The sequence below is a fragment of the Microbacterium sp. NPDC057944 genome, assembly GCF_042887445.1.
Taxonomy (GTDB): Bacteria; Actinomycetota; Actinomycetes; order Actinomycetales; family Microbacteriaceae; genus Microbacterium; species Microbacterium natoriense.
Genome location: NZ_JBHVPJ010000001.1, coordinates 1,321,118 through 1,338,237, shown reverse-complemented (window position 1 = coordinate 1,338,237; position 17,120 = coordinate 1,321,118). Strand labels below are relative to the sequence as shown.

Sequence of the window (17,120 nt, the reverse complement as noted above, 5' to 3'; positions counted from 1 at the left end):
CGGAGTTCTGGCGCGACCCGTCCGAGAGCCGCGAAAGGACCGCCGAACCCGGCCCACCGCGGCTCGGGTAGAATCGTCGTGTGCTGCTGTGTGTGACGGCGAGTCACAAGACCGCCTCCTTCGACCTGCTCGAACGCCTGAGCCGCACCCCCGACGACGTCGCACCCACCCTCGTGGGGCTGACGCCGTGCGTGCAGGGTGCGGTCGTTCTCGCGACGTGCAACCGGTTCGAGGCGTACGTGGAGATCGACGAGCCGGTCACCGCGGCCGGCGCCGTCGGCGTCGAAGCCGTGCTGGAAGCGGTCGAGTCCGCGACCGGTGTTCCCGCCTCCGAGCTCGACGGCGCCTACGCCGTGCACTCGGGCCGACGCGTCGCCGAGCACCTCTTCTCCGTGGCATCCGGGCTCGAATCCGTCGTGTCCGGCGAGGGCGAGATCGCCGGCCAGGTCCGCCGCGCGCTGAAGTCCGCCCGCAAGGACGGCACGACCTCTCCCGAGCTCGAGCGCCTGTTCCAGCGCGCCAGCCAGGCTCAGCGCAAGGTCAAGAACGTCACCGCCCTGGGCCGTGCAGGGCGCTCGCTCGTCCGCCTCGCTCTGGAGCTCGCCGACAGCCGAATCGCCGATTGGTCGGCCGAGCGCGTGCTGCTCGTCGGCACCGGCGCCTACGCCGCCGTCACCCTGGCCACGCTCCGCGAGCGCGGCGCCGAGAACATCTCCGTCTACTCGCCGTCGGGGCGCGCCGAGATCTTCGCCGCGAAGCACGGCATCCGCGCCGTGTCGGCCGACGACTACGCGCGCACGGCCGCACGCTCCAGCCTCCTCATCACCTGCACGACCGCGACGGAGCCCGTCCTCGGCCCCGAGCACCTGCAGCTGCCGGTCGGCGCCGCCGCGATCGGATGCCCTGTCGGCTCGCACAGCCGGCTCGTGGTCGACCTCGGCATGCCGCGCAACGTCGACCCCGCCGTCGCGACGCTCGAGGGCGTCGCCCTGCTCGACCTCGAGACCATCCGCCTGCACGCCCCTCTCGAGGAGCTGCAGGCGACGGATGCCGCGCGCAGCGTCGTCCGCGAGGCGGCGGAGACCTTCCACGTCGTGGGCTCCCGTCAGAGCGTGACTCCGGCGGTCGTCGCCCTCCGCTCGCACATCTTCTCCCTGCTCGACACCGAGATCGACCGAGCGCGCGCCCGCGGCGACGAGGACGGCAGGGTCGAGCAGGCGCTGCGCCATCTCGCCGGGGTGCTGCTGCACACGCCGACCGTGCGCGCCCACGAGCTCGCCGCATCGGGCAAGGCCGACGAGTTCACGTCGGCTCTCGCCTCCCTGTACGGCATCGAGCCGGCGCAGGACGACATCGCCGACGCGGCGAGCGCCTGAGCTCCACCTGCTCTCCACAGGAACCGGGAGAGCACTGGTTCTCCACAGAGTCGCTGCCTCCCGGCACCCGCCGCTCCTCCCCCACCCCTGCCGGTCCTACGGTCGGATGCGTGACAGCGCCGCGTCATCGGCGCAGGATGGGAGGATGCTCGTGTCCCCGGACGTGATCGGAACGATCATCGCTCTCTTCGCCTTCACCCTGACGGTGCTCGGCGGAGTGGCCGGACTGCTCGCGCGACAGTCGCGAGAGCTGGAAGCGCGGTTCGAGAAGATCGACCTGCGGTTCGACAGGATCGATGAACGGTTCGAGAAGGTCGACGCGCGGTTCGAGAAGGTCGACGCGCGGTTCGAGAAGGTCGACGCTCGATTCCAGGAGCTGGAGAGCCAGCTGAGCGACCTGAAGCTCTCCATCGCGCGACTCGAAGGCCCGCTGCCCCGACTGCAGCGGCTCTGACCACGCCGGCCGCTGTGAGGGATGATGGGTTCATGGCCCTTCACATCACCGGAGACACCGCCGCCGACACCCTGCTCACCGAGAGCCCCCTGGCCCTGCTGGTCGGGATGCTGCTGGACCAGCAGGTTCCGATGGAGACCGCGTTCGCCGGCCCCCTCAAGATCGAGCAGCGCACGGGGGCGACGGATGCCGCCGCCATCGCGCACCTGAACCCCGACGAGTTCCTCGAGGCGTTCAAGCAGACGCCCGCCGTGCACCGGTTCCCCGGTTCGATGGCCGCACGCGTGCAGACCCTGTGCCAGGAGCTCGTGGACCACTGGGGCGGCGACGCCGCCGCCCTGTGGACCGAGGGAGACCCTTCGGGCGCCGAGGTGCTGAAGCGCCTGAAGACTCTGCCGGGCTTCGGCGAGCAGAAGGCGAAGATCTTCCTCGCCCTGCTCGGCAAGCAGTACGGCTTCACCGGCGAAGGCTGGCGCGAGGCGTCGGCTCCGTACGGTGAGGAGGGCTCGTACCGCAGCGTCGCCGACATCGTCTCGCCCGAGTCGCTGACGAAGGTCCGCGAGCACAAGAAGGCGATGAGGGTTGCCGCGGCACGGAGCAATGCGACGGAGGAGCGTTGATGCGTGCCGCGGCAAGGTTGAGCAAGCGAAGCGCGTCGAAGCCCATTGAGGCGGAGAAGTGAAGCCGACGGGCGACGACGTCGCCGGTCTCATCGCGCGGTCAAGTCCGGCGATCCGCCGGAGGGATGCCGAGACCCTCACCGCGCTGATGCAGGAGATCACCGGGCGGGAACCTGCGACCTGGGGCACGATCATCGGCTTCGGCTCCTGTCACTACCGCTACCCGACCGGCACGGAGGGCGACAGCGGACTGCTCGGCTTCGCTCCGCGCAAGGCCGCGACAACGATCTACCTGTTCGACGGCGTCGCCGCGCACACCGAGGCCCTCGCCGCGCTCGGACCGCACACGACCGGCGCCGGCTGCCTCTACATCAAGGACCTCGAGCAGATCGACCTCGACGTGCTCCGCGGCATCCTCGAGCGCTCGCTCGCGTGGGTCGAGGCGGGCGGCACCCCCGAGGTGCAGCTCACCCTCACCGGCTGAGCCACAGCATCCGACGCCGAGACCCCCGCGTACCGAACGGCTACGCGGGGGTATCGGCGTCAGGTCGAGGGATCAGCGCAGTCCTGCGAAGAAGGCGCGGATGTCTCCGGCCAGCACCTCCGGACGCTCCAGCGCTGCGAAGTGCCCGCCCTCGTCGAAGCGGCTCCAGTGCACGATGTTCGAGTTGTCGCGCTCGGCGAACACCCGGATCGTCTGGAAGTCGTCGGCGAACACCGCGACTCCGGTCGGCGCCGCGTTGACGGCATCCGATGCCTCGGCGCGTGCGTTCTCCAGGTAGCTGCGGGACATGCCGGATGCCGCGTTGGCGAACCAGTTCACGCTGACCTCCAGCAGGATCTTCTCCAGCGGCACGAGGGAGGTGCCGTTGCCGAAGGAGTTGAACAGCTCGCTGTAGGCGAGCAGACCGACGGGAGAGTCGCTGATGCCGACCGACACCGTCTGCGGCCGGGACGAGTTCATGGTGTTGTAGCCGCCGACCGACTGGAACCACTGCATGTGCTCGAGCCCCGCGTAGTCCTGCGGCTCCAGACGCTCGAACTCGCTCGGGTCGCCGGAGGGGAAGGAGAACAGTTGCAGCACGTGGAGTCCGAGGAAGCCCTCGGGGTTCAGCAGGCCGAGCTCACGGGCGAGCATCGCCCCGTTGTCCGAGCCGTGGATGCCGTAGCTGTCGTAGCCGAGGCCGCGCATGAGCGTGTCGTAGGCCGTGGCGACCCGTGCCGTCGTCCATCCTGCGGCGGACAGCGGCTGGGAGAACCCGTATCCGGGGGCGTCCGGAATGACGACGTCGAACGCGTCCTCGGCGCGTCCGCCGTGAGCGACCGGGTCGACGAGCAGGTCGATCAGCTCGAGGTAGTCGACGGCGGAGCCGGGGTAGGTGTGCGCGAGGAGGAGCGGGGTCGCGCCCTCGTGAGCGGAGCGGACGTGGATGAAGTGGATGCGCTGTCCGTCGATCTCGGTCGTGAAGTGCGGGAAGGAGTTGATCCGCTCCTGCGCGGCCTCCCAGTCGAACGCCCGCCAGGCGGCGACGGCGTCGCGGAGGTAGGAGTTGGGGGTTCCTGCGTCCCAGTCGTCCGTGGGCGACGGCTGGGGAAGGCGCGTGCGGGAGAGCCGGTCGTGGAGATCGGCCACCTCGGCGGCGGAGACGGTGACGGTGAAGGGGCTGAGGGAGAGGGTGTTGTTTTCCATATCTCGACTGTAGGAACGCATTAGGCTGGATTCGTTCCTAATAGAAGAACTTCTTTTCGGAGGACCTCTGTGGCCGATCCGACCGCCCGTCTGCTCGCACTCCTGGCCCTGCTGCAGGCCGAGCCAGAGCGCTCCGGACGCACGCTCGCCTCCCGGCTCGGCGTCTCGACGCGCACCATCCGTCACGACATCGATCGTCTGCGCGAGCTCGGATATCCCGTCGATGCGACGCGCGGCTCCCTGGGCGGATACCGGCTCGGCGCCGGCGGCAAGCTCCCCCCGCTGCTGCTCGACGACGAGGAGGCCGTCGCGGTGACCGTGGGGCTGCGCGCGGCAGCCGGGATCGCCGGGGTCGCGGAGTCCGGCGCCCGCGCGCTGGCCAAGCTCGAGCAGGTGCTGCCCTCGCACCTGCGCCCTACCGTCGATGCGCTGCGGTCGAGCGTCGACAGGGCGCCGGAGAACAACGACACGGATGCTCCCGACCCCGAGGTCGACGCCGCGGCGCTGCAGGCCATCGCCCGCGCGATCCGCGACGAGGAGTGGCTGCGCTTCGACCTCGATGATGCGGCAGTCCTGGTCGAGCCCTACCGCCTGCTCACCTGGCACCGACGCTGGTACCTCGTGGCCCGCGATCCGCAGTCGGGCGAGTGGAGCACGTACCGCGTCGACCGGATGCGCCTGCGGATGCCGACGCACCGCCGCTTCGCCCCGCAGCCGCTGCCCGGCGGCGACTACACCGCGTTCGCGATGCGCACCATCGCGGTGAGCGGCTGGATCGTGCACGCCAGACTCCGCATCGACGCGCCGGCCGAGGCGGTGCTCGACCGCATCCACGCCGCGGTCGGCGTCGTGGAGCCGGTCGACGACAGCCACTGCATCCTCGTCACCGGCGCCGACAGCCTCGACACGGTCGCGACCTACATCGGGATGCTGATGATGGACTTCACGGTCGAGAGTCCGCCGGAGCTGATCCCGCGCCTCCAGCTGCTCTCGGAGCGCTACGCCCGTGCGGTCGCGGGTTCTCCGAAGCCGCCTGCCGTCGACGCCCCGGCGTGACGACGAGACCCCCGTCTGCGGTGAGCGCAGACGGGGGTCTCAGGACGACGGAGGTCGCGGCGACCCCGGCGAGGATGCTCAGGCGCCCTTGAGACGCTCCGCGAGGTACTGGTGCAGCTCATCGATCGAGATGCGCTCCTGCGCCATGGTGTCGCGGTCGCGCACCGTGACGGCACGGTCCTCGAGGGAGTCGAAGTCGATCGTGACGCAGAACGGCGTGCCGATCTCGTCCTGTCGACGGTAGCGGCGGCCGATGGCGCCGGCGTCGTCGAAGTCGACCGACCAGGAGCTGCGCAGCGTCGCGGCGACCTCGCGGGCCAGCGGCGACAGGTTCTCGTTGCGGCTCAGCGGCAGCACGGCGACCTTGACCGGAGCCAGGCGAGGGTCGAGGCGCAGCACGGTGCGCACGTCGGTGCCGCCCTTGGCGTTCGGCACCTCCTCTTCGACGTAGGCGTCGACGAGGAAGGCCATCATCGCGCGGGTGAGACCGAACGACGGCTCGATGACGTACGGGGTGTACCGCTCGCCGGACGCCTGGTCGAAGTACGACAGCGACGAGCCCGAGGCCTCGCTGTGGCTCGACAGGTCGTAGTCGGTGCGGTTGGCGACGCCCATGAGCTCGCCCCACTCCTTGCCCTGGAAACCGAAGCGGTACTCGACGTCGATGGTACCGGCGGAGTAGTGCGCGCGGTCCTCCTCGGGCACGTCGAAACGGCGCATGTTGTCGGCGTCGATGCCCAGATCGATGAACCAGTCCCAGCAGGCCTCGACCCAGTGCTCGAACCACTCCTGCGCCTCGGCGGGCGGGGTGAAGTACTCGATCTCCATCTGCTCGAACTCCCGCGTGCGGAAGATGAAGTTGCCGGGGGTGATCTCGTTGCGGAACGCCTTGCCGACCTGGCCGATGCCGAACGGCGGCTTCTTGCGCGAGGCGGTGAGCACGTTGGAGAAGTTCACGAAGATGCCCTGGGCCGTCTCGGGGCGCAGGAAGTACAGCCCCGACTCGTCGTCGACGACGCCGAGGTACGTCTTCACGAGGCCGGAGAACGCCTTCGGCTCGGTGTACTGGCCCTTGGTGCCGCAGTTCGGGCAGGGCACGTCGGCGAGGCCGTTCTCGGCCTTGCGGCCCTTGCGCGCCTCGAAGTCCTCGATGAGGTTGTCGGCACGGAAGCGCTTGTGACAGCTGAGGCACTCGACCAGCGGGTCGGTGAAGGTCGCGACGTGGCCGGAGGCCTCCCACACGCGCTTGGGCAGGATGATGCTGGAGTCGAGACCGACCATGTCGCCGCGGCCGCGCACGAAGGTCTGCCACCACTGCCGGCGGATGTTCTCCTTGAGCTCCGTGCCGAGGGGTCCGTAGTCCCACGCGGAACGCGAACCGCCGTAGATCTCACCCGCCTGGAAGACGAACCCGCGGTGGCGGGCGAGGGCGATGACCTTGTCAAGACGGGACTGTTCGGCCACGGTGGCTCCAATGGTCGGATGCGGGAGGACGCCCGTGAACACGGGCACTCCATTCTATCCGTGCGTGTTCGTCGCTCCATCCGTACGTGTTCGCGGCCTCGGGCGTGCACTCGCTTCCGCGCTCGGAGTACCGTCGAGGGATGAGCACCGCAGAGCAGACCGGCGAGAACAGCCGTGAGGACACCCGCTTCTTCGGCCAGCCCTGGGCGCTGGTGCACATCTTCGGCGTGGAGATGTGGGAGCGGTTCAGCTTCTACGGCATGCAGGGCATCCTGCTCATCTACCTGTACTACTCGGTGACGCAGGGCGGTCTCGGCATCCCCGAGGCGGTCGCCGGCGGCATCGTCGGCGCCTACGGAGGATCGGTCTATCTGTCGACGATCCTCGGTGCCTGGGTCGCCGACCGCCTGCTCGGCTCCGAGCGCGTGCTGTTCCTCAGCGCGATCGTCATCGTCGCCGGGCACATCGCCCTCGCCGTGCTCCCCGGCGTGCTCGGCGTGGGGGTCGGCCTCGTCCTCGTCGCGCTCGGCTCCGGCGGGCTCAAGGCGAACGCCACCTCGGTCGTCGGCAGCCTGTACAGCGCGGAGGATCCCCGACGGGATGCCGGGTTCTCCCTGTTCTACCTGGGCATCAACCTGGGCGCCTTCATGGGCCCGATCCTCACCGGCATCCTGCAGTCGTCGCTCGGCTTCCACTTCGGCTTCGGCCTCGCGGCCATCGGCATGACCCTCGGTCTCGTGCAGTACTCCTTCGGGCGCCGGAAGCTCCCCGACGCGGCCAGGCACGTGCCGAACCCGCTCCCCGCCTCACGGTACCCGCTGATGTGGATCATCGGCGGCGCCGGCATCCTGCTCGTCGTCGTGCTCGTCCTGACGGGCGTGATCCGGCCGGACAACCTCGCGACGATCGTGATCTTCGGCACGATCATCGCCGCGGTCGCGTACTTCGCCGTGATCCTCGGCAGCCGCCGCGTCGACGGGACGGAGCGCTCGCGCGTCTGGGCGTTCCTCCCCCTCTTCGTCACGAGCGTCGCCTTCTGGTCGCTGTACCAGCAGCAGTTCACGGTGCTCACGGTGTACTCCGACAAGAGGCTCGACCGCTCGCTCTTCGGCTGGGAGATGCCGGTGTCCTGGGTGCAGTCGATCAACCCGGTGTTCATCATCATCCTGTCCGGCGTCTTCGCCGTGATCTGGACGCGCCTCGGCAGCCGCCAGCCCTCCACGCCCGTGAAGTTCGCGCTCGGGGCGATCGTGATGGGCGCCGCGTTCCTGCTGTTCCTCCCGTTCGCCGGGGGCGGCGAGAACTCCACGCCGCTGCTCGCGATCGTCGGCATCCTGTTCGTGTTCACCGTCGCGGAGCTGCTGATCTCGCCCGTCGGGCTCTCGGTGGCCACCAAGCTCGCGCCCGCGGCGTTCCATACGCAGATGGTCGCGCTGTTCTTCCTGTCGATCGCGCTGGGCACGGCGATCTCGGGATGGCTCGTGCAGTTCTACGACCCGAGCGACGAGGTGCCCTACTTCTCGATCCTCGGCGGCATCGCGATCGTCGTCGGACTCGGGCTGCTGCTCGCGGTGAAGCCCGTCCTGCGACTCATGAAGGGTGTCAGCTGAGCCCTACGCGGTGAAAAGGTAGCCGCGCTCGACGTCGAAGCCCGCAAGGTGCAGACCGCGGCCGAGCAGGGCCTCCATCTCGGTGCGCAGACGCAGACGCCACTCGTGCGCTGCGGCGGGGTCGGACTCTCGCAGTCCCTCGATGTCGGCGGGGATCGCCAGCGTCTCGACGACGGTCTCGGCGGTCGGCGGCCGGGCGATGTCGGCGAGCGCCCACTCGACGTCGAGGCGGTCGCTCTCGTCGCCCGCGTCTCCTCCGCCGAAGATGCCGTACACGTTGACCGAGTATCCGGTCGCGCGAGCGCCGAGGACGGTCAGGAAGAAGTGCGCGTTGCGCGCGACCAGCGGATCGAACGTCCAGGTGATGCGGCCCACATCGCGCGAGAAGGCCCACTGGCGCTGATGCTCCTTGAGCTCGCGCCCCCACCCACGACCGCGGTACTCCGGAACGAGCGCCGTGATGTGGGAGTGCATCGCGCGCCGACCGGGCTCGCCGAAGAAGGCGATGGATGCTCCGACCATGCGCTCCTCGTCGCCGTCGCCGTCGAAGAGGCCGACGACGTAGTTGCCGGACTGCTGCAGGGCACGCAGAGTGCCCGCGTCGACGACGCGTTCGGGGCCCCTGATGGAGTCCAACAGGCCCTGGGCGTCGATGATGAGTTCAACGGTGTCGAGATCACGGATGCTGCGCACGGGTCCAGTCTGCCCCCTCTCACGCGGTTCGCGGAACCGCGCCCCGCGGGAAGGCGGTGCCGCCGCCCGCCGCAAGGGACTCCGAGACGATGTCGAGGAACTCCTCCATCATCTCGACGCTCATCTCCGGGAGCATGCCGTCCCAGTACGAGAGCACCGCGCCGCGCCCCTGCATCATGCCCTCCGGTCGGGCGAACGCCCACAGGTGGAGATGCGCGGAGCCGTCGTTGAAGCGGCTGAAGTGGCACCGCGCGACACCGGGGATGCTCTTGACCGCCTCTGAGATGCGCTGCAGGAGGGGCCCGAGCGCGGCGAGCACCTCGACGGGGGCGTCCTCCAGCAGCCAGTGATCGCGCGGAGAGATGGCGCCGATGAACGGCAGACCACCAGGCTCCCAGCCCGCGCGCACCTGCCACAGGTCGTCGTGCCAGATCGTGTGCTCGTCCGCCGTGCAGCTCCCGCAGTTCTCCGGATCGAGCTCGCCGCTGCGCGGCTTCTCGGGAACGAGCATCGGCTCGAGCGGACGCATGACGACGGACTCGTACGCACCGGCCGGGCCCTGCGTCATCCACGATCCGTCCGGCCGCTCGCCGTAGACGAGGCGCCGGTGGAAGGGGGTGTCGGCGGGGTGCTGCTCGATGTCTGCGCTCATCCCCACATGCAAGCACGCCGTCGTGCCTCGGACCACACACGACAGGCGGATGTCGGATGCCGGTGCGACACTCGTGTCATGCAACAGCGCGTCAGCTTCATCACCCTCGCCGTCACCGATCTCGCCCGCAGCAGGGCGTTCTACGTGGAGGGGCTCGGCTGGGAGCCGATCTTCGCCGGAGACGACGTCCTCATGTTCCCGGTCGCGGAGAAGGTGATCCTCTCGCTGTGGTCGGTCGAGGGCTTCACCGCCGAGATCGGCGAGGCCCCGGCCGAGGGGGTCGCCCCGATCACCCTCGCGCACAACCTCGCCACGCCGGCCGAGGTCGACGATGTGCTCGCCGAGGCCGCGCTTCTCGGCGCCCCGGTGAGCCGCGGGCAGCAGCGGGTGTGGGGCGGCTACTCCGGGTACTTCACCGACCCCGACGGCTTCCGCTGGGAGATCGCGGTCAACCCCGGCGAGACCGGGGCATTCGTGCTTCCGGAATGACCGCGACGGATTCGCTCACGACGCGCCTCGCCCCCGCCGAACGCCGATAGCCTGAGCCGATGGGAGAGAACGACGACCGCGCGCGAAGACGGCTCTCCCGCACACCGCCCAAGTGGGCGATCGTCGCGGTGCTGGCCTTCGCCGGACTCTGCTCGTCGTTCATGTTCACGCTCGTCGTCCCGCTGCAGGCCGAGCTTCCGCACCTGCTGAACTCCTCTCGCGAGGACACCACGTGGGTCGTCACGATCACGCTGCTGGTCGCCGCCGTCGCCACGCCGATCTCCGGACGCCTGGGCGACATGTACGGCAAGCGGCGGGTCATCATCGTGCTGCTCGCCCTCCTCATCGTCGGCTCGACGATCGCCGCCCTGTCCGGGTCGATCGTCGGAGTCATCATCGGCCGCGCCCTGCAGGGCGCCGTGACGGGGGTCGTCCCGCTCGGCATCGCCGTGATGCGCGATGCGCTGCCACCCGAGCGACTCGGCACCGCCGTGGCTCTGATGAGCGCCACGATGGGAGTGGGCGGCGCGATCGGGATGCCCGTCGCCGCGATCCTCGCCGAGAACGCCGACTGGCACTGGCTGTTCTGGCTCGCCGCCGCGCTCGGCGCCATCGGCCTCGTGCTCGTCCTCGTCACGGTCCCCCAGGACGTACTCCGCTTCCCCGGTCGACTCGATGTCCTCGGCGCTGTCGGGCTCGCGATCGGATTGACCGGCATCCTCCTCTTCGTCTCCCGCGGCGCGCAGTGGGGATGGACCGCGCCGCTCACCCTCACCTGCATCATCGGGGGCGTCCTGGTGCTGCTCCTCTGGGGCTGGTACCAGCTGCGCACGAAGGATCCGCTGCTCGACCTCCGCGTCGCCGCCCGCCCGGCGGTGCTATTCACGAACATCGCTGCGATCGGCATGGGCTTCGCGCTGTTCGCCTCGAACGTGACGTTCCCCCAGCTTCTCGAGATGCCGGTCGGCTCCGGCTCAGGGTTCGGGCTCGACATGGTGGCGGCGTCTCTCGTGATCATGCCGGCCGGTCTCGTGATGATGGTCATCTCCCCGCTGTCCGGCTGGCTCGAACGCACCGTCGGACCTCGCCCGCTCTTCACCGTCGGCGCCGTCGCGATCGTGCTCGCCTACGTCTTCGTGCTGCTGTGGTCGAGCGAGGTCTGGCACATCTTCGTCGCGAACATCCTCATCGGCGTGGGCATCGGCTTCACGTTCGCGGCCATGCCGATGATCATCATGCGCTCCGTGCCCGCCAACGAGACCGGCGCCTCGAACGGACTGAATGCGCTGTTCCGCTCGGTCGGCACGTCCAGCGCCTCGGCGGTGATGGGCGGAGTGCTCGCCGCGATGAGCGTGCAGGTCGACGGCGTCGCGGTGCCGACCCGCGCGGCCTTCGACGTCTGCTTCTGGCTCGCGATCGCCGCCGGCGCCGTGGCCGTGGTGCTCTCCCTGTTCATCCCGCGGCAGCGCGCGGCAGAGCGGCATCCGTCGCTTCCCGGCTGAGCGGATCCTGCCGTGCGTCGGCGATCAGCCGATCGTGCGCGGGTCGGGGTCGCCGTCGCGCGGTGGACGCAGCCGATCGGGGATCGGCCACGCCAGCGTGAACTGCGCGGTCGCCGGACGGGTCATGTCGCCGAAGTCGTCGATCTTCACGACGATCCGCCCCGGAGCCCCCTCCTCGTCGGGTGTCACCTCGAGGATCCGCACCCGCAGCGGGCGGTCGGCTTCGCCTTCCAGCATCCACGGGTCCGCGAGCCAGGCGATCCCCCGATCCTCCAGCGCGACCTCGGCGTCCAGCCAGTCGACGGGATCGGATGCCGTGCGCCCCAGCACGTCGACGGCGACCCAGTCGTCTCCGTCGGGATGGATCCATCCGAGGAGCTCGCCGTCGTCACGGCGGTGCGGGGTCCAGTCTGCGTAGGGCATCTCCCGATGCTAACCGCCGGATGCCGTGGCCGGCCGAAGGTCAGTGCGTGTACTCCATGAGCTCGACGCCGAGCACGCGGAAGGCGTCGTGCGCCCTCAGCCGGTGCGCGATCGAGAGGTCGTCGAAGCAGACGATGAGCGAATAGGCGACGCCGGCGCGGGGCCCCGCGAGGACTCCGGCCTCGGCGCGGACGCCGCGATCGCGCCCGGTCTTGTTGATGAAGAGCAGACCGTGCGCGTCGTGGTCATGGGCGAACGGGTCGAGGCCCGTCGATGCGGCGACGAGGCTGAGGTCCTGGTTGAGGCTGAGCCACTCCGACACCTGAGCGCTGACGGCCGCATCGACGACCTGGGAGTTCACGAGAGCCGAGAAGAGCCCGGCGAGCTCGCGCGCCGAGCCGACGGACACATGCGGAGCGTCATCGGGGCCCCGCTCATCACGGAACCGGTCGAGCAGCGCCGTGCGGCGCAGCCCCAGCGATTCGATGCGCTCGCGCACCCGATCGTGTCCGACCTTCTGCAGGAGCGCGTTCACGGCGATCGGGTCACCGGCCGTGGCGGCGAGCACGGCGAGGTCTTCCAGCGGCAGCGCGGGGGCGTGCAGATGACGCCACAGGCCCGAGGTCGACACCTGATCCACCGCGGTGCGATCGACGATCTCGAGCGGGTCGAGCGTTCCGGCCTCGAACCCCGCGGCGACCTCGATCAGCAGGGGCACCACGCCCAGCCCGGCCACGGGCATCGTCACATGGTCGTCTCCGGAGAGGACGTGCACGTGGCTGTCGAGGTCGACGACGTGCACCGACACCTGCGCCCCGGCATCCGCCAGCGCCTCGAGTGCGCGCAGCGTGGAGGTGAACGACCGCCGACCGGCGGCGGCACGACGCGGCAGGCGCCGACTGGTGCGCTGGGAGCGGCGCAGCATCGCCTGCGACGGCCCTTCGACAGGCTCGGGAGCGCCCACGCGTGATCCTTACGGGGGGTGGATTGGCGGGAAGCCGCGGGATGCACTCCTCGCAGCACGGATATCGTAACCCCCGCGAGTGAGGAACCCTCACAAACTCCGGAGATTGGTCATCAGATCGTCACATGCGCGGCGTGCGCAGCGTCAGAAGTCCGTCACGCTGCGCACGCGGGCGCTCACCAGATGGTGACGCGGTCGCCCTCGGGCAGCCACAGGGCGTCGTCGGAGGTGACCCCGAACGCCTCGTAGAACGCGTCGATGTTGCGCACGATCTGATTGCAGCGGAACTCGTTCGGCGAGTGCGGGTCGATCGTGAGCAGGCGCAGCGTCTCCGCCTCTCGGCTCTTCTGCTGCCACACCTGGCCCCACGACAGCAGCAGTCGCTGCACGCCGGTGTACCCGTCGATGACGGGCGCCTCGGCGCCCCCGAGTGAGAGCTCGTACGCCTTCAGCGCGATGCCGAGTCCGCCCAGGTCGCCGATGTTCTCGCCGATCGTGAGCGCTCCGTTGACGTGGTGCTCGGCGTCGAGTCCCTCGGGGACGAGCGCGTCGTACTGTGCGATGAGGGCCTTGGTGCGCTCCTCGAACGCCGAGCGGTCGGCATCCGTCCACCAGTCCTCGAGCTTGCCGTCGCCGTCGTAGCGGCTGCCCTGGTCGTCGAATCCGTGACCGATCTCGTGGCCGATGACCGCGCCGATGCCGCCGTAGTTCGCCGCTGCGTCGCGCGAAGCGTCGAAGAAGGGGTACTGCAGGATCGCCGCGGGGAACACGATCTCGTTCATCGACGGGTTGTAGTACGCGTTCACCATCTGCGGAGGCATGTGCCACTCGGTGCGGTCGATCGGCGTGCCGACCTTGTCGATGTGGCGGTCGTGCTCGAAGATCGCGGCGCGGCGGACGTTGCCGAACAGGTCGGCGCGGTCGATCGCGAGGGAGGAGTAGTCGCGCCACACCTCGGGGTGTCCGATCTTCGGGGTGAAGGCGTCGAGCTTGGCGAGGGCGCGCTCACGGGTCTCGGCGGTCATCCACTCGAGCTCGGCGATGCTCTGCCGGTACGCCTCGATCAGGTTGTCGACGAGCTCGTCCATCGCGGCCTTGGCCGTCGGCGGGTAGTGCCGCTCGACGTAGACCTTGCCGATCGCCTCGCCCAGCGCGCCCTCGGTGACGGACACTCCGCGCTTCCAGCGCTCGCGGATCGTCGGGACGCCGGACAGCTCGGTGCCGTAGAACGAGAAGTTCTCCTGCACGAGGTCGTCGGTCAGGTACGGGGCGGCCGCGTGCACGACCTGCGCACGCAGCCACGCCTTCCAGTCGTCGAGGCGCTCGTCGGTCAGCAGCGCGCCGAGCCCCTCGAAGAAGCTGGGCTGCGAGACGACCGCCTCGGCGAGCGCGACTGGGTTGGACGGGCTGACCGCGTCTCGCCACGCGCCGAGATCGACGCCCACGAGCTCCTGCAGCTCGGTCCAGGTCTTGAGGTTGTAGGTCTCCACGGCATCGCGGCTGCGCACGTTGTCCCAGTGGTGCCCCGCGAGCTCGGTCTCGAGGGCGATGGAGCGCTCCGCCTCGGACGCTGCGTCGGAGACGCCGGCGAGAGCGAGCAGACGCTCGAGGTGCTCGCGGTACTTCGCCCGCGTGTCTTCGAAGGTGTCGAGGCGGTAGTAGCTCTCGTCGGGCAGCGACAGACCACCCTGCAGCAGCACGGGGACGTAGCGCTCGGGGTCGCCGGGGTCGCCGTCGACGTACAGTCCGATCAGGTGGGCGCGACCGTCGCGGTCGTACGCGCCAGCGACGCGCAGGAACGCGGGGATGCCGTCGATCGCGTCGATCTCGGCGAGGGTGTCGGCAAGCGGGGTCACGCCCGCCGCGGCGATGCGGTCGGCGTCCATGAAGCTCGCGAACAGGTCGCCGATCTTGCGTGCGAGGGTGCCGTCGGCGGCATCCTGCGACTCTTCGATGATGGCCCTGACGTCTTTCTCGGCCTGCTCGGCGAGGAGGTGGAAGGACCCCCACCGCGCCTTGTCGCCCGGGATCTCGGTGCGGGACAGCCACGCGCCGTTGACGTGGCGGTACAGGTCATCCTGCGGACGGATGTCGGAGCTGAACTCTTCGGTGGCCAGGCCAGAGGGGAGGACGTCTGTCATGCGAACAGCCTATGCGGCGACGCCGACATCGGGCGCCGTTCAGTCCCGCTCCTGCGCCGCCCCGTACGGCAGCAGCACGTTCATGCGGAACCCGTCCGCGGTCAGCTCGGCGACGACGTCCCCGCCGTGGGCGCGGGCGAGACCGCGGGCGATCGAGAGCCCGATCCCCGACCCCGACGACACGAGACCGTCGCCGGACGTCGTGCGCGAGGCATCCGCACGCCAGCCGATGTCGAACATCCGGTCCAGATCCTCGACGGCAACCCCCGCCCCGTGGTCGAGGATCCCGAGCACCAGGCCGCGGCTGGCACCCTCCGACGCCGTGATGACGATGTCAGTCCCCGCGGGGGCGTGCGCGACCGCGTTCATGAGCAGATTGCCGATGATCCGCCCCAGCTGGTGCGGATCCGCCCACAGCACCTGACCGGCGATCCCCCGCTCGACGATGCGCAGCCCCCGGCGCTCGGCGGCCGCGCCGACATCGGCGACGGCATCCGACACGATGTCCAGGAGCCCCACCTGCTCGGTGCGCAGCTGCACCGCACCCGCCGTCAGCTTCGACAGCTCGAAGAGATCGTCGACCATGCGGCTCATCGTCTCCACCTGCGCCCTCACCTCTCCGGCGAAGCGCTCCGGCGCATCGGCGGCCCCCGCCTCGACAGACTCCGCGAGCGCGCGGACGGCCGTCAGCGGCGTGCGCAGATCGTGCGAGATCCATGCGAAGAACCGTCGCCGCGCCGAGTCCAGCTGCTCCAGCTCCGCCCTCGCCGCCTCCACCTTCGCGGACACGGCCGCGAGCTGGGCGGAGAGATCGTCGATCTCGCTCCACCCCGACGGCTCCGCCTCCACCACGTCGCCGCCGCCCACCCGATCGAGCGATGCGGCGAACCTGCCGAGCGACGACCGCGCCGCGCGGGCGACGATCCATCCCACGGCGAGCGCGAGCGCGAGGGAGACGCCGAGGACGACGACGAGCACCGTCAGGTCGTGCACGGAGATGTACATCTCGATCGAGATCGCGAGGACGGATGCCGTCATCGCCGCCGTGCCCGCGCACGCCACCACGAGGAACTGGGCGGTCGTGGTGCGGCGACGCAGCAGTCGGAGCGCCAGGAGCGCGACGGCGGCCACGACGGCCGCGCACAGGATGCCGGTCATCACGATGAGGGCGACGTCTCCCGCCGCGAGCGCCATCATCCCGCCCTCCCCTGCGGCGAGAAGAAGTAGCCGACGCCCCACTCGGTGTGCAGGTGCTGCGGACTCTGCGGATCGGGCTCGATCTTCTCCCTGAGGCGCCGCACGTGCACGGTGACGGTGGCGCCGTCGCCGACGGTCCACCCCCACACCTCGCGCAGGATCTCGTCGCGACCGATCACGCGGTCCGGGTTGCGGACGAGGAACACGAGGAGGTCGTGCTCGCGCGCCGTGAGGACGACCTCGACCCCGCGCACCCACACGCGACGGCGCACGGGGTCCACCCGGAAATCCCCGGCGACGATCTCCGCCGCCGACCCCGCGACGCGAGCGCGACGCACGAGCGCGCCGACGCGCAGCAGCAGCTCGCGCAGGGAGAACGGCTTCGCGAGATAGTCGTCGGCGCCGGCCTCGAGCCCGTCGATGCGGTCCTCCACCTGCCCCAGCGCCGTCAGCATCATGATCGGGACGTCGGAGATCGAGCGGATCTCACGGCAGAGCTCATCGCCGCTGATGCCCGGCAGCATCCGATCGACGATCACGAGGTCGGGAGGGCCGGCCGAGATGGCCCTCCTCGCGGCGATCCCGTCGCCGTAGGCGGAGACGGCGTAGCCGTTGGCGCGCAGGTACGCGTCGACCGCTCCTCTGACGGTCGGGTCGTCCTCCACGACGACGACGCGGGCGGCCTCCTCCATGCGGTCGACACTAGTCGCGGGGCGAGCACGGCCAGCCCGTTCCTTACGATCCTGAAAGGACTCCCCTTTCGCGCGGCCCCGCTCCGTAGCGTGCTCG

17 protein-coding genes are annotated in these 17,120 nt (G+C 69.9%); 8 read left to right on the top strand and 9 right to left on the bottom strand.

Annotation, left to right across the window (positions count from 1 at the left end; translation table 11 throughout):
• Positions 1–80 precede the first annotated feature (80 nt).
• The 4 genes from ACFVRO_RS06090 (at position 81) to ACFVRO_RS06075 (ending at position 2,934) form a co-directional block, all read left to right on the top strand.
• On the top strand, positions 81–1,376 hold the full coding sequence (locus ACFVRO_RS06090) for a glutamyl-tRNA reductase (RefSeq protein WP_386950349.1): 1,296 nt from the start codon (positions 81–83) through the stop codon (positions 1,374–1,376).
• Between the two features lie 145 nt (positions 1,377–1,521).
• Entirely contained in the window at positions 1,522–1,830 is a 309-nt protein-coding gene (locus tag ACFVRO_RS06085; protein WP_386950346.1) for a hypothetical protein, read from the top strand.
• A 32-nt stretch (positions 1,831–1,862) separates the two neighbouring features.
• On the top strand, positions 1,863–2,450 hold the full coding sequence (locus ACFVRO_RS06080; RefSeq protein ID WP_386950344.1) for an HhH-GPD-type base excision DNA repair protein: 588 nt from the start codon (positions 1,863–1,865) through the stop codon (positions 2,448–2,450).
• Between the two features lie 58 nt (positions 2,451–2,508).
• Positions 2,509–2,934, top strand: a complete 426-nt coding sequence (locus ACFVRO_RS06075; RefSeq protein WP_386950342.1) for a DUF1801 domain-containing protein — start codon at positions 2,509–2,511, stop codon at positions 2,932–2,934.
• A gap of 72 nt (positions 2,935–3,006) precedes the next feature.
• On the opposite strand, the gene ACFVRO_RS06070 is transcribed toward ACFVRO_RS06075, so the two are convergent.
• Positions 3,007–4,140, bottom strand: coding sequence for an epoxide hydrolase family protein (locus tag ACFVRO_RS06070; protein ID WP_386950339.1), 1,134 nt, complete (start codon positions 4,138–4,140; stop codon positions 3,007–3,009).
• Positions 4,141–4,209: 69 nt separating this feature from the next.
• Between ACFVRO_RS06070 and ACFVRO_RS06065 the strand changes: the two genes are divergently transcribed.
• Positions 4,210–5,196 (top strand): helix-turn-helix transcriptional regulator, encoded by a 987-nt coding sequence (locus ACFVRO_RS06065; RefSeq protein WP_386950336.1) that lies wholly within the window; start codon positions 4,210–4,212, stop codon positions 5,194–5,196.
• A 78-nt stretch (positions 5,197–5,274) separates the two neighbouring features.
• On the opposite strand, the gene ACFVRO_RS06060 is transcribed toward ACFVRO_RS06065, so the two are convergent.
• On the bottom strand, positions 5,275–6,660 hold the full coding sequence (locus ACFVRO_RS06060; protein WP_386950334.1) for a glycine--tRNA ligase: 1,386 nt from the start codon (positions 6,658–6,660) through the stop codon (positions 5,275–5,277).
• Positions 6,661–6,800: 140 nt separating this feature from the next.
• Between ACFVRO_RS06060 and ACFVRO_RS06055 the strand changes: the two genes are divergently transcribed.
• The gene (locus tag ACFVRO_RS06055) at positions 6,801–8,270 is read left to right on the top strand and encodes a peptide MFS transporter (RefSeq protein ID WP_386950331.1); all 1,470 of its coding nucleotides are present in this window, start codon (positions 6,801–6,803) and stop codon (positions 8,268–8,270) included.
• Between the two features lie 3 nt (positions 8,271–8,273).
• Here the strand turns inward: ACFVRO_RS06055 and ACFVRO_RS06050 are convergent, their stop codons facing one another.
• Positions 8,274–8,963: a GNAT family N-acetyltransferase gene (locus ACFVRO_RS06050; protein ID WP_386950328.1), complete on the bottom strand. Its 690-nt coding sequence runs from the start codon at positions 8,961–8,963 to the stop codon at positions 8,274–8,276.
• A gap of 19 nt (positions 8,964–8,982) precedes the next feature.
• Entirely contained in the window at positions 8,983–9,615 is a 633-nt protein-coding gene (locus ACFVRO_RS06045; protein WP_386950325.1) for a hypothetical protein, read from the bottom strand.
• A 78-nt stretch (positions 9,616–9,693) separates the two neighbouring features.
• Here ACFVRO_RS06045 and ACFVRO_RS06040 point away from each other — a divergent pair, with 78 nt between their 5' ends.
• Positions 9,694–10,104 carry a VOC family protein gene (locus ACFVRO_RS06040; protein WP_386950322.1) on the top strand — a complete coding sequence of 137 codons (411 nt, stop codon included), beginning with the start codon at positions 9,694–9,696 and terminating at the stop codon, positions 10,102–10,104.
• Positions 10,105–10,163: 59 nt separating this feature from the next.
• Positions 10,164–11,606, top strand: a complete 1,443-nt coding sequence (locus ACFVRO_RS06035) for an MFS transporter (protein ID WP_386950319.1) — start codon at positions 10,164–10,166, stop codon at positions 11,604–11,606.
• A gap of 24 nt (positions 11,607–11,630) precedes the next feature.
• On the opposite strand, the gene ACFVRO_RS06030 is transcribed toward ACFVRO_RS06035, so the two are convergent.
• From ACFVRO_RS06030 to ACFVRO_RS06010, 5 genes are all read right to left on the bottom strand, one after another.
• On the bottom strand, positions 11,631–12,029 hold the full coding sequence (locus tag ACFVRO_RS06030) for a hypothetical protein (RefSeq protein ID WP_386950316.1): 399 nt from the start codon (positions 12,027–12,029) through the stop codon (positions 11,631–11,633).
• A 40-nt stretch (positions 12,030–12,069) separates the two neighbouring features.
• On the bottom strand, positions 12,070–12,954 hold the full coding sequence (locus ACFVRO_RS06025; protein WP_105674378.1) for a serine hydrolase: 885 nt from the start codon (positions 12,952–12,954) through the stop codon (positions 12,070–12,072).
• A gap of 215 nt (positions 12,955–13,169) precedes the next feature.
• Positions 13,170–15,134, bottom strand: coding sequence for a M13 family metallopeptidase (locus ACFVRO_RS06020; protein WP_386950313.1), 1,965 nt, complete (start codon positions 15,132–15,134; stop codon positions 13,170–13,172).
• Between the two features lie 39 nt (positions 15,135–15,173).
• The gene (locus tag ACFVRO_RS06015) at positions 15,174–16,331 is read right to left on the bottom strand and encodes a sensor histidine kinase (protein WP_386950311.1); all 1,158 of its coding nucleotides are present in this window, start codon (positions 16,329–16,331) and stop codon (positions 15,174–15,176) included.
• Positions 16,328–17,023, bottom strand: coding sequence for a response regulator transcription factor (locus ACFVRO_RS06010; protein WP_386950308.1), 696 nt, complete (start codon positions 17,021–17,023; stop codon positions 16,328–16,330). Before ACFVRO_RS06010 ends, ACFVRO_RS06015 begins: the two co-directional genes overlap by 4 nt.
• Positions 17,024–17,120 lie beyond the last annotated feature (97 nt).

Bases quoted from the DNA above. Each gene is read 5' to 3' on its own strand.
- ACFVRO_RS06085 (WP_386950346.1), top strand. From the start codon at position 1,522: ATGCTCGTGTCCCCGGACGTGATCGGAACGATCATCGCTCTCTTCGCC.
- ACFVRO_RS06080 (WP_386950344.1), top strand. From the start codon at position 1,863: ATGGCCCTTCACATCACCGGAGACACCGCCGCCGACACCCTGCTCACC.
- ACFVRO_RS06070 (WP_386950339.1), bottom strand. From the start codon at position 4,140: ATGGAAAACAACACCCTCTCCCTCAGCCCCTTCACCGTCACCGTCTCC.
- ACFVRO_RS06055 (WP_386950331.1), top strand. From the start codon at position 6,801: ATGAGCACCGCAGAGCAGACCGGCGAGAACAGCCGTGAGGACACCCGC.
- ACFVRO_RS06045 (WP_386950325.1), bottom strand. From the start codon at position 9,615: ATGAGCGCAGACATCGAGCAGCACCCCGCCGACACCCCCTTCCACCGG.
- ACFVRO_RS06040 (WP_386950322.1), top strand. From the start codon at position 9,694: ATGCAACAGCGCGTCAGCTTCATCACCCTCGCCGTCACCGATCTCGCC.
- ACFVRO_RS06035 (WP_386950319.1), top strand. From the start codon at position 10,164: ATGGGAGAGAACGACGACCGCGCGCGAAGACGGCTCTCCCGCACACCG.
- ACFVRO_RS06030 (WP_386950316.1), bottom strand. From the start codon at position 12,029: ATGCCCTACGCAGACTGGACCCCGCACCGCCGTGACGACGGCGAGCTC.
- ACFVRO_RS06025 (WP_105674378.1), bottom strand. From the start codon at position 12,954: ATGCTGCGCCGCTCCCAGCGCACCAGTCGGCGCCTGCCGCGTCGTGCC.
- ACFVRO_RS06020 (WP_386950313.1), bottom strand. From the start codon at position 15,134: ATGACAGACGTCCTCCCCTCTGGCCTGGCCACCGAAGAGTTCAGCTCC.
- ACFVRO_RS06015 (WP_386950311.1), bottom strand. From the start codon at position 16,331: ATGATGGCGCTCGCGGCGGGAGACGTCGCCCTCATCGTGATGACCGGC.
- ACFVRO_RS06010 (WP_386950308.1), bottom strand. From the start codon at position 17,023: ATGGAGGAGGCCGCCCGCGTCGTCGTCGTGGAGGACGACCCGACCGTC.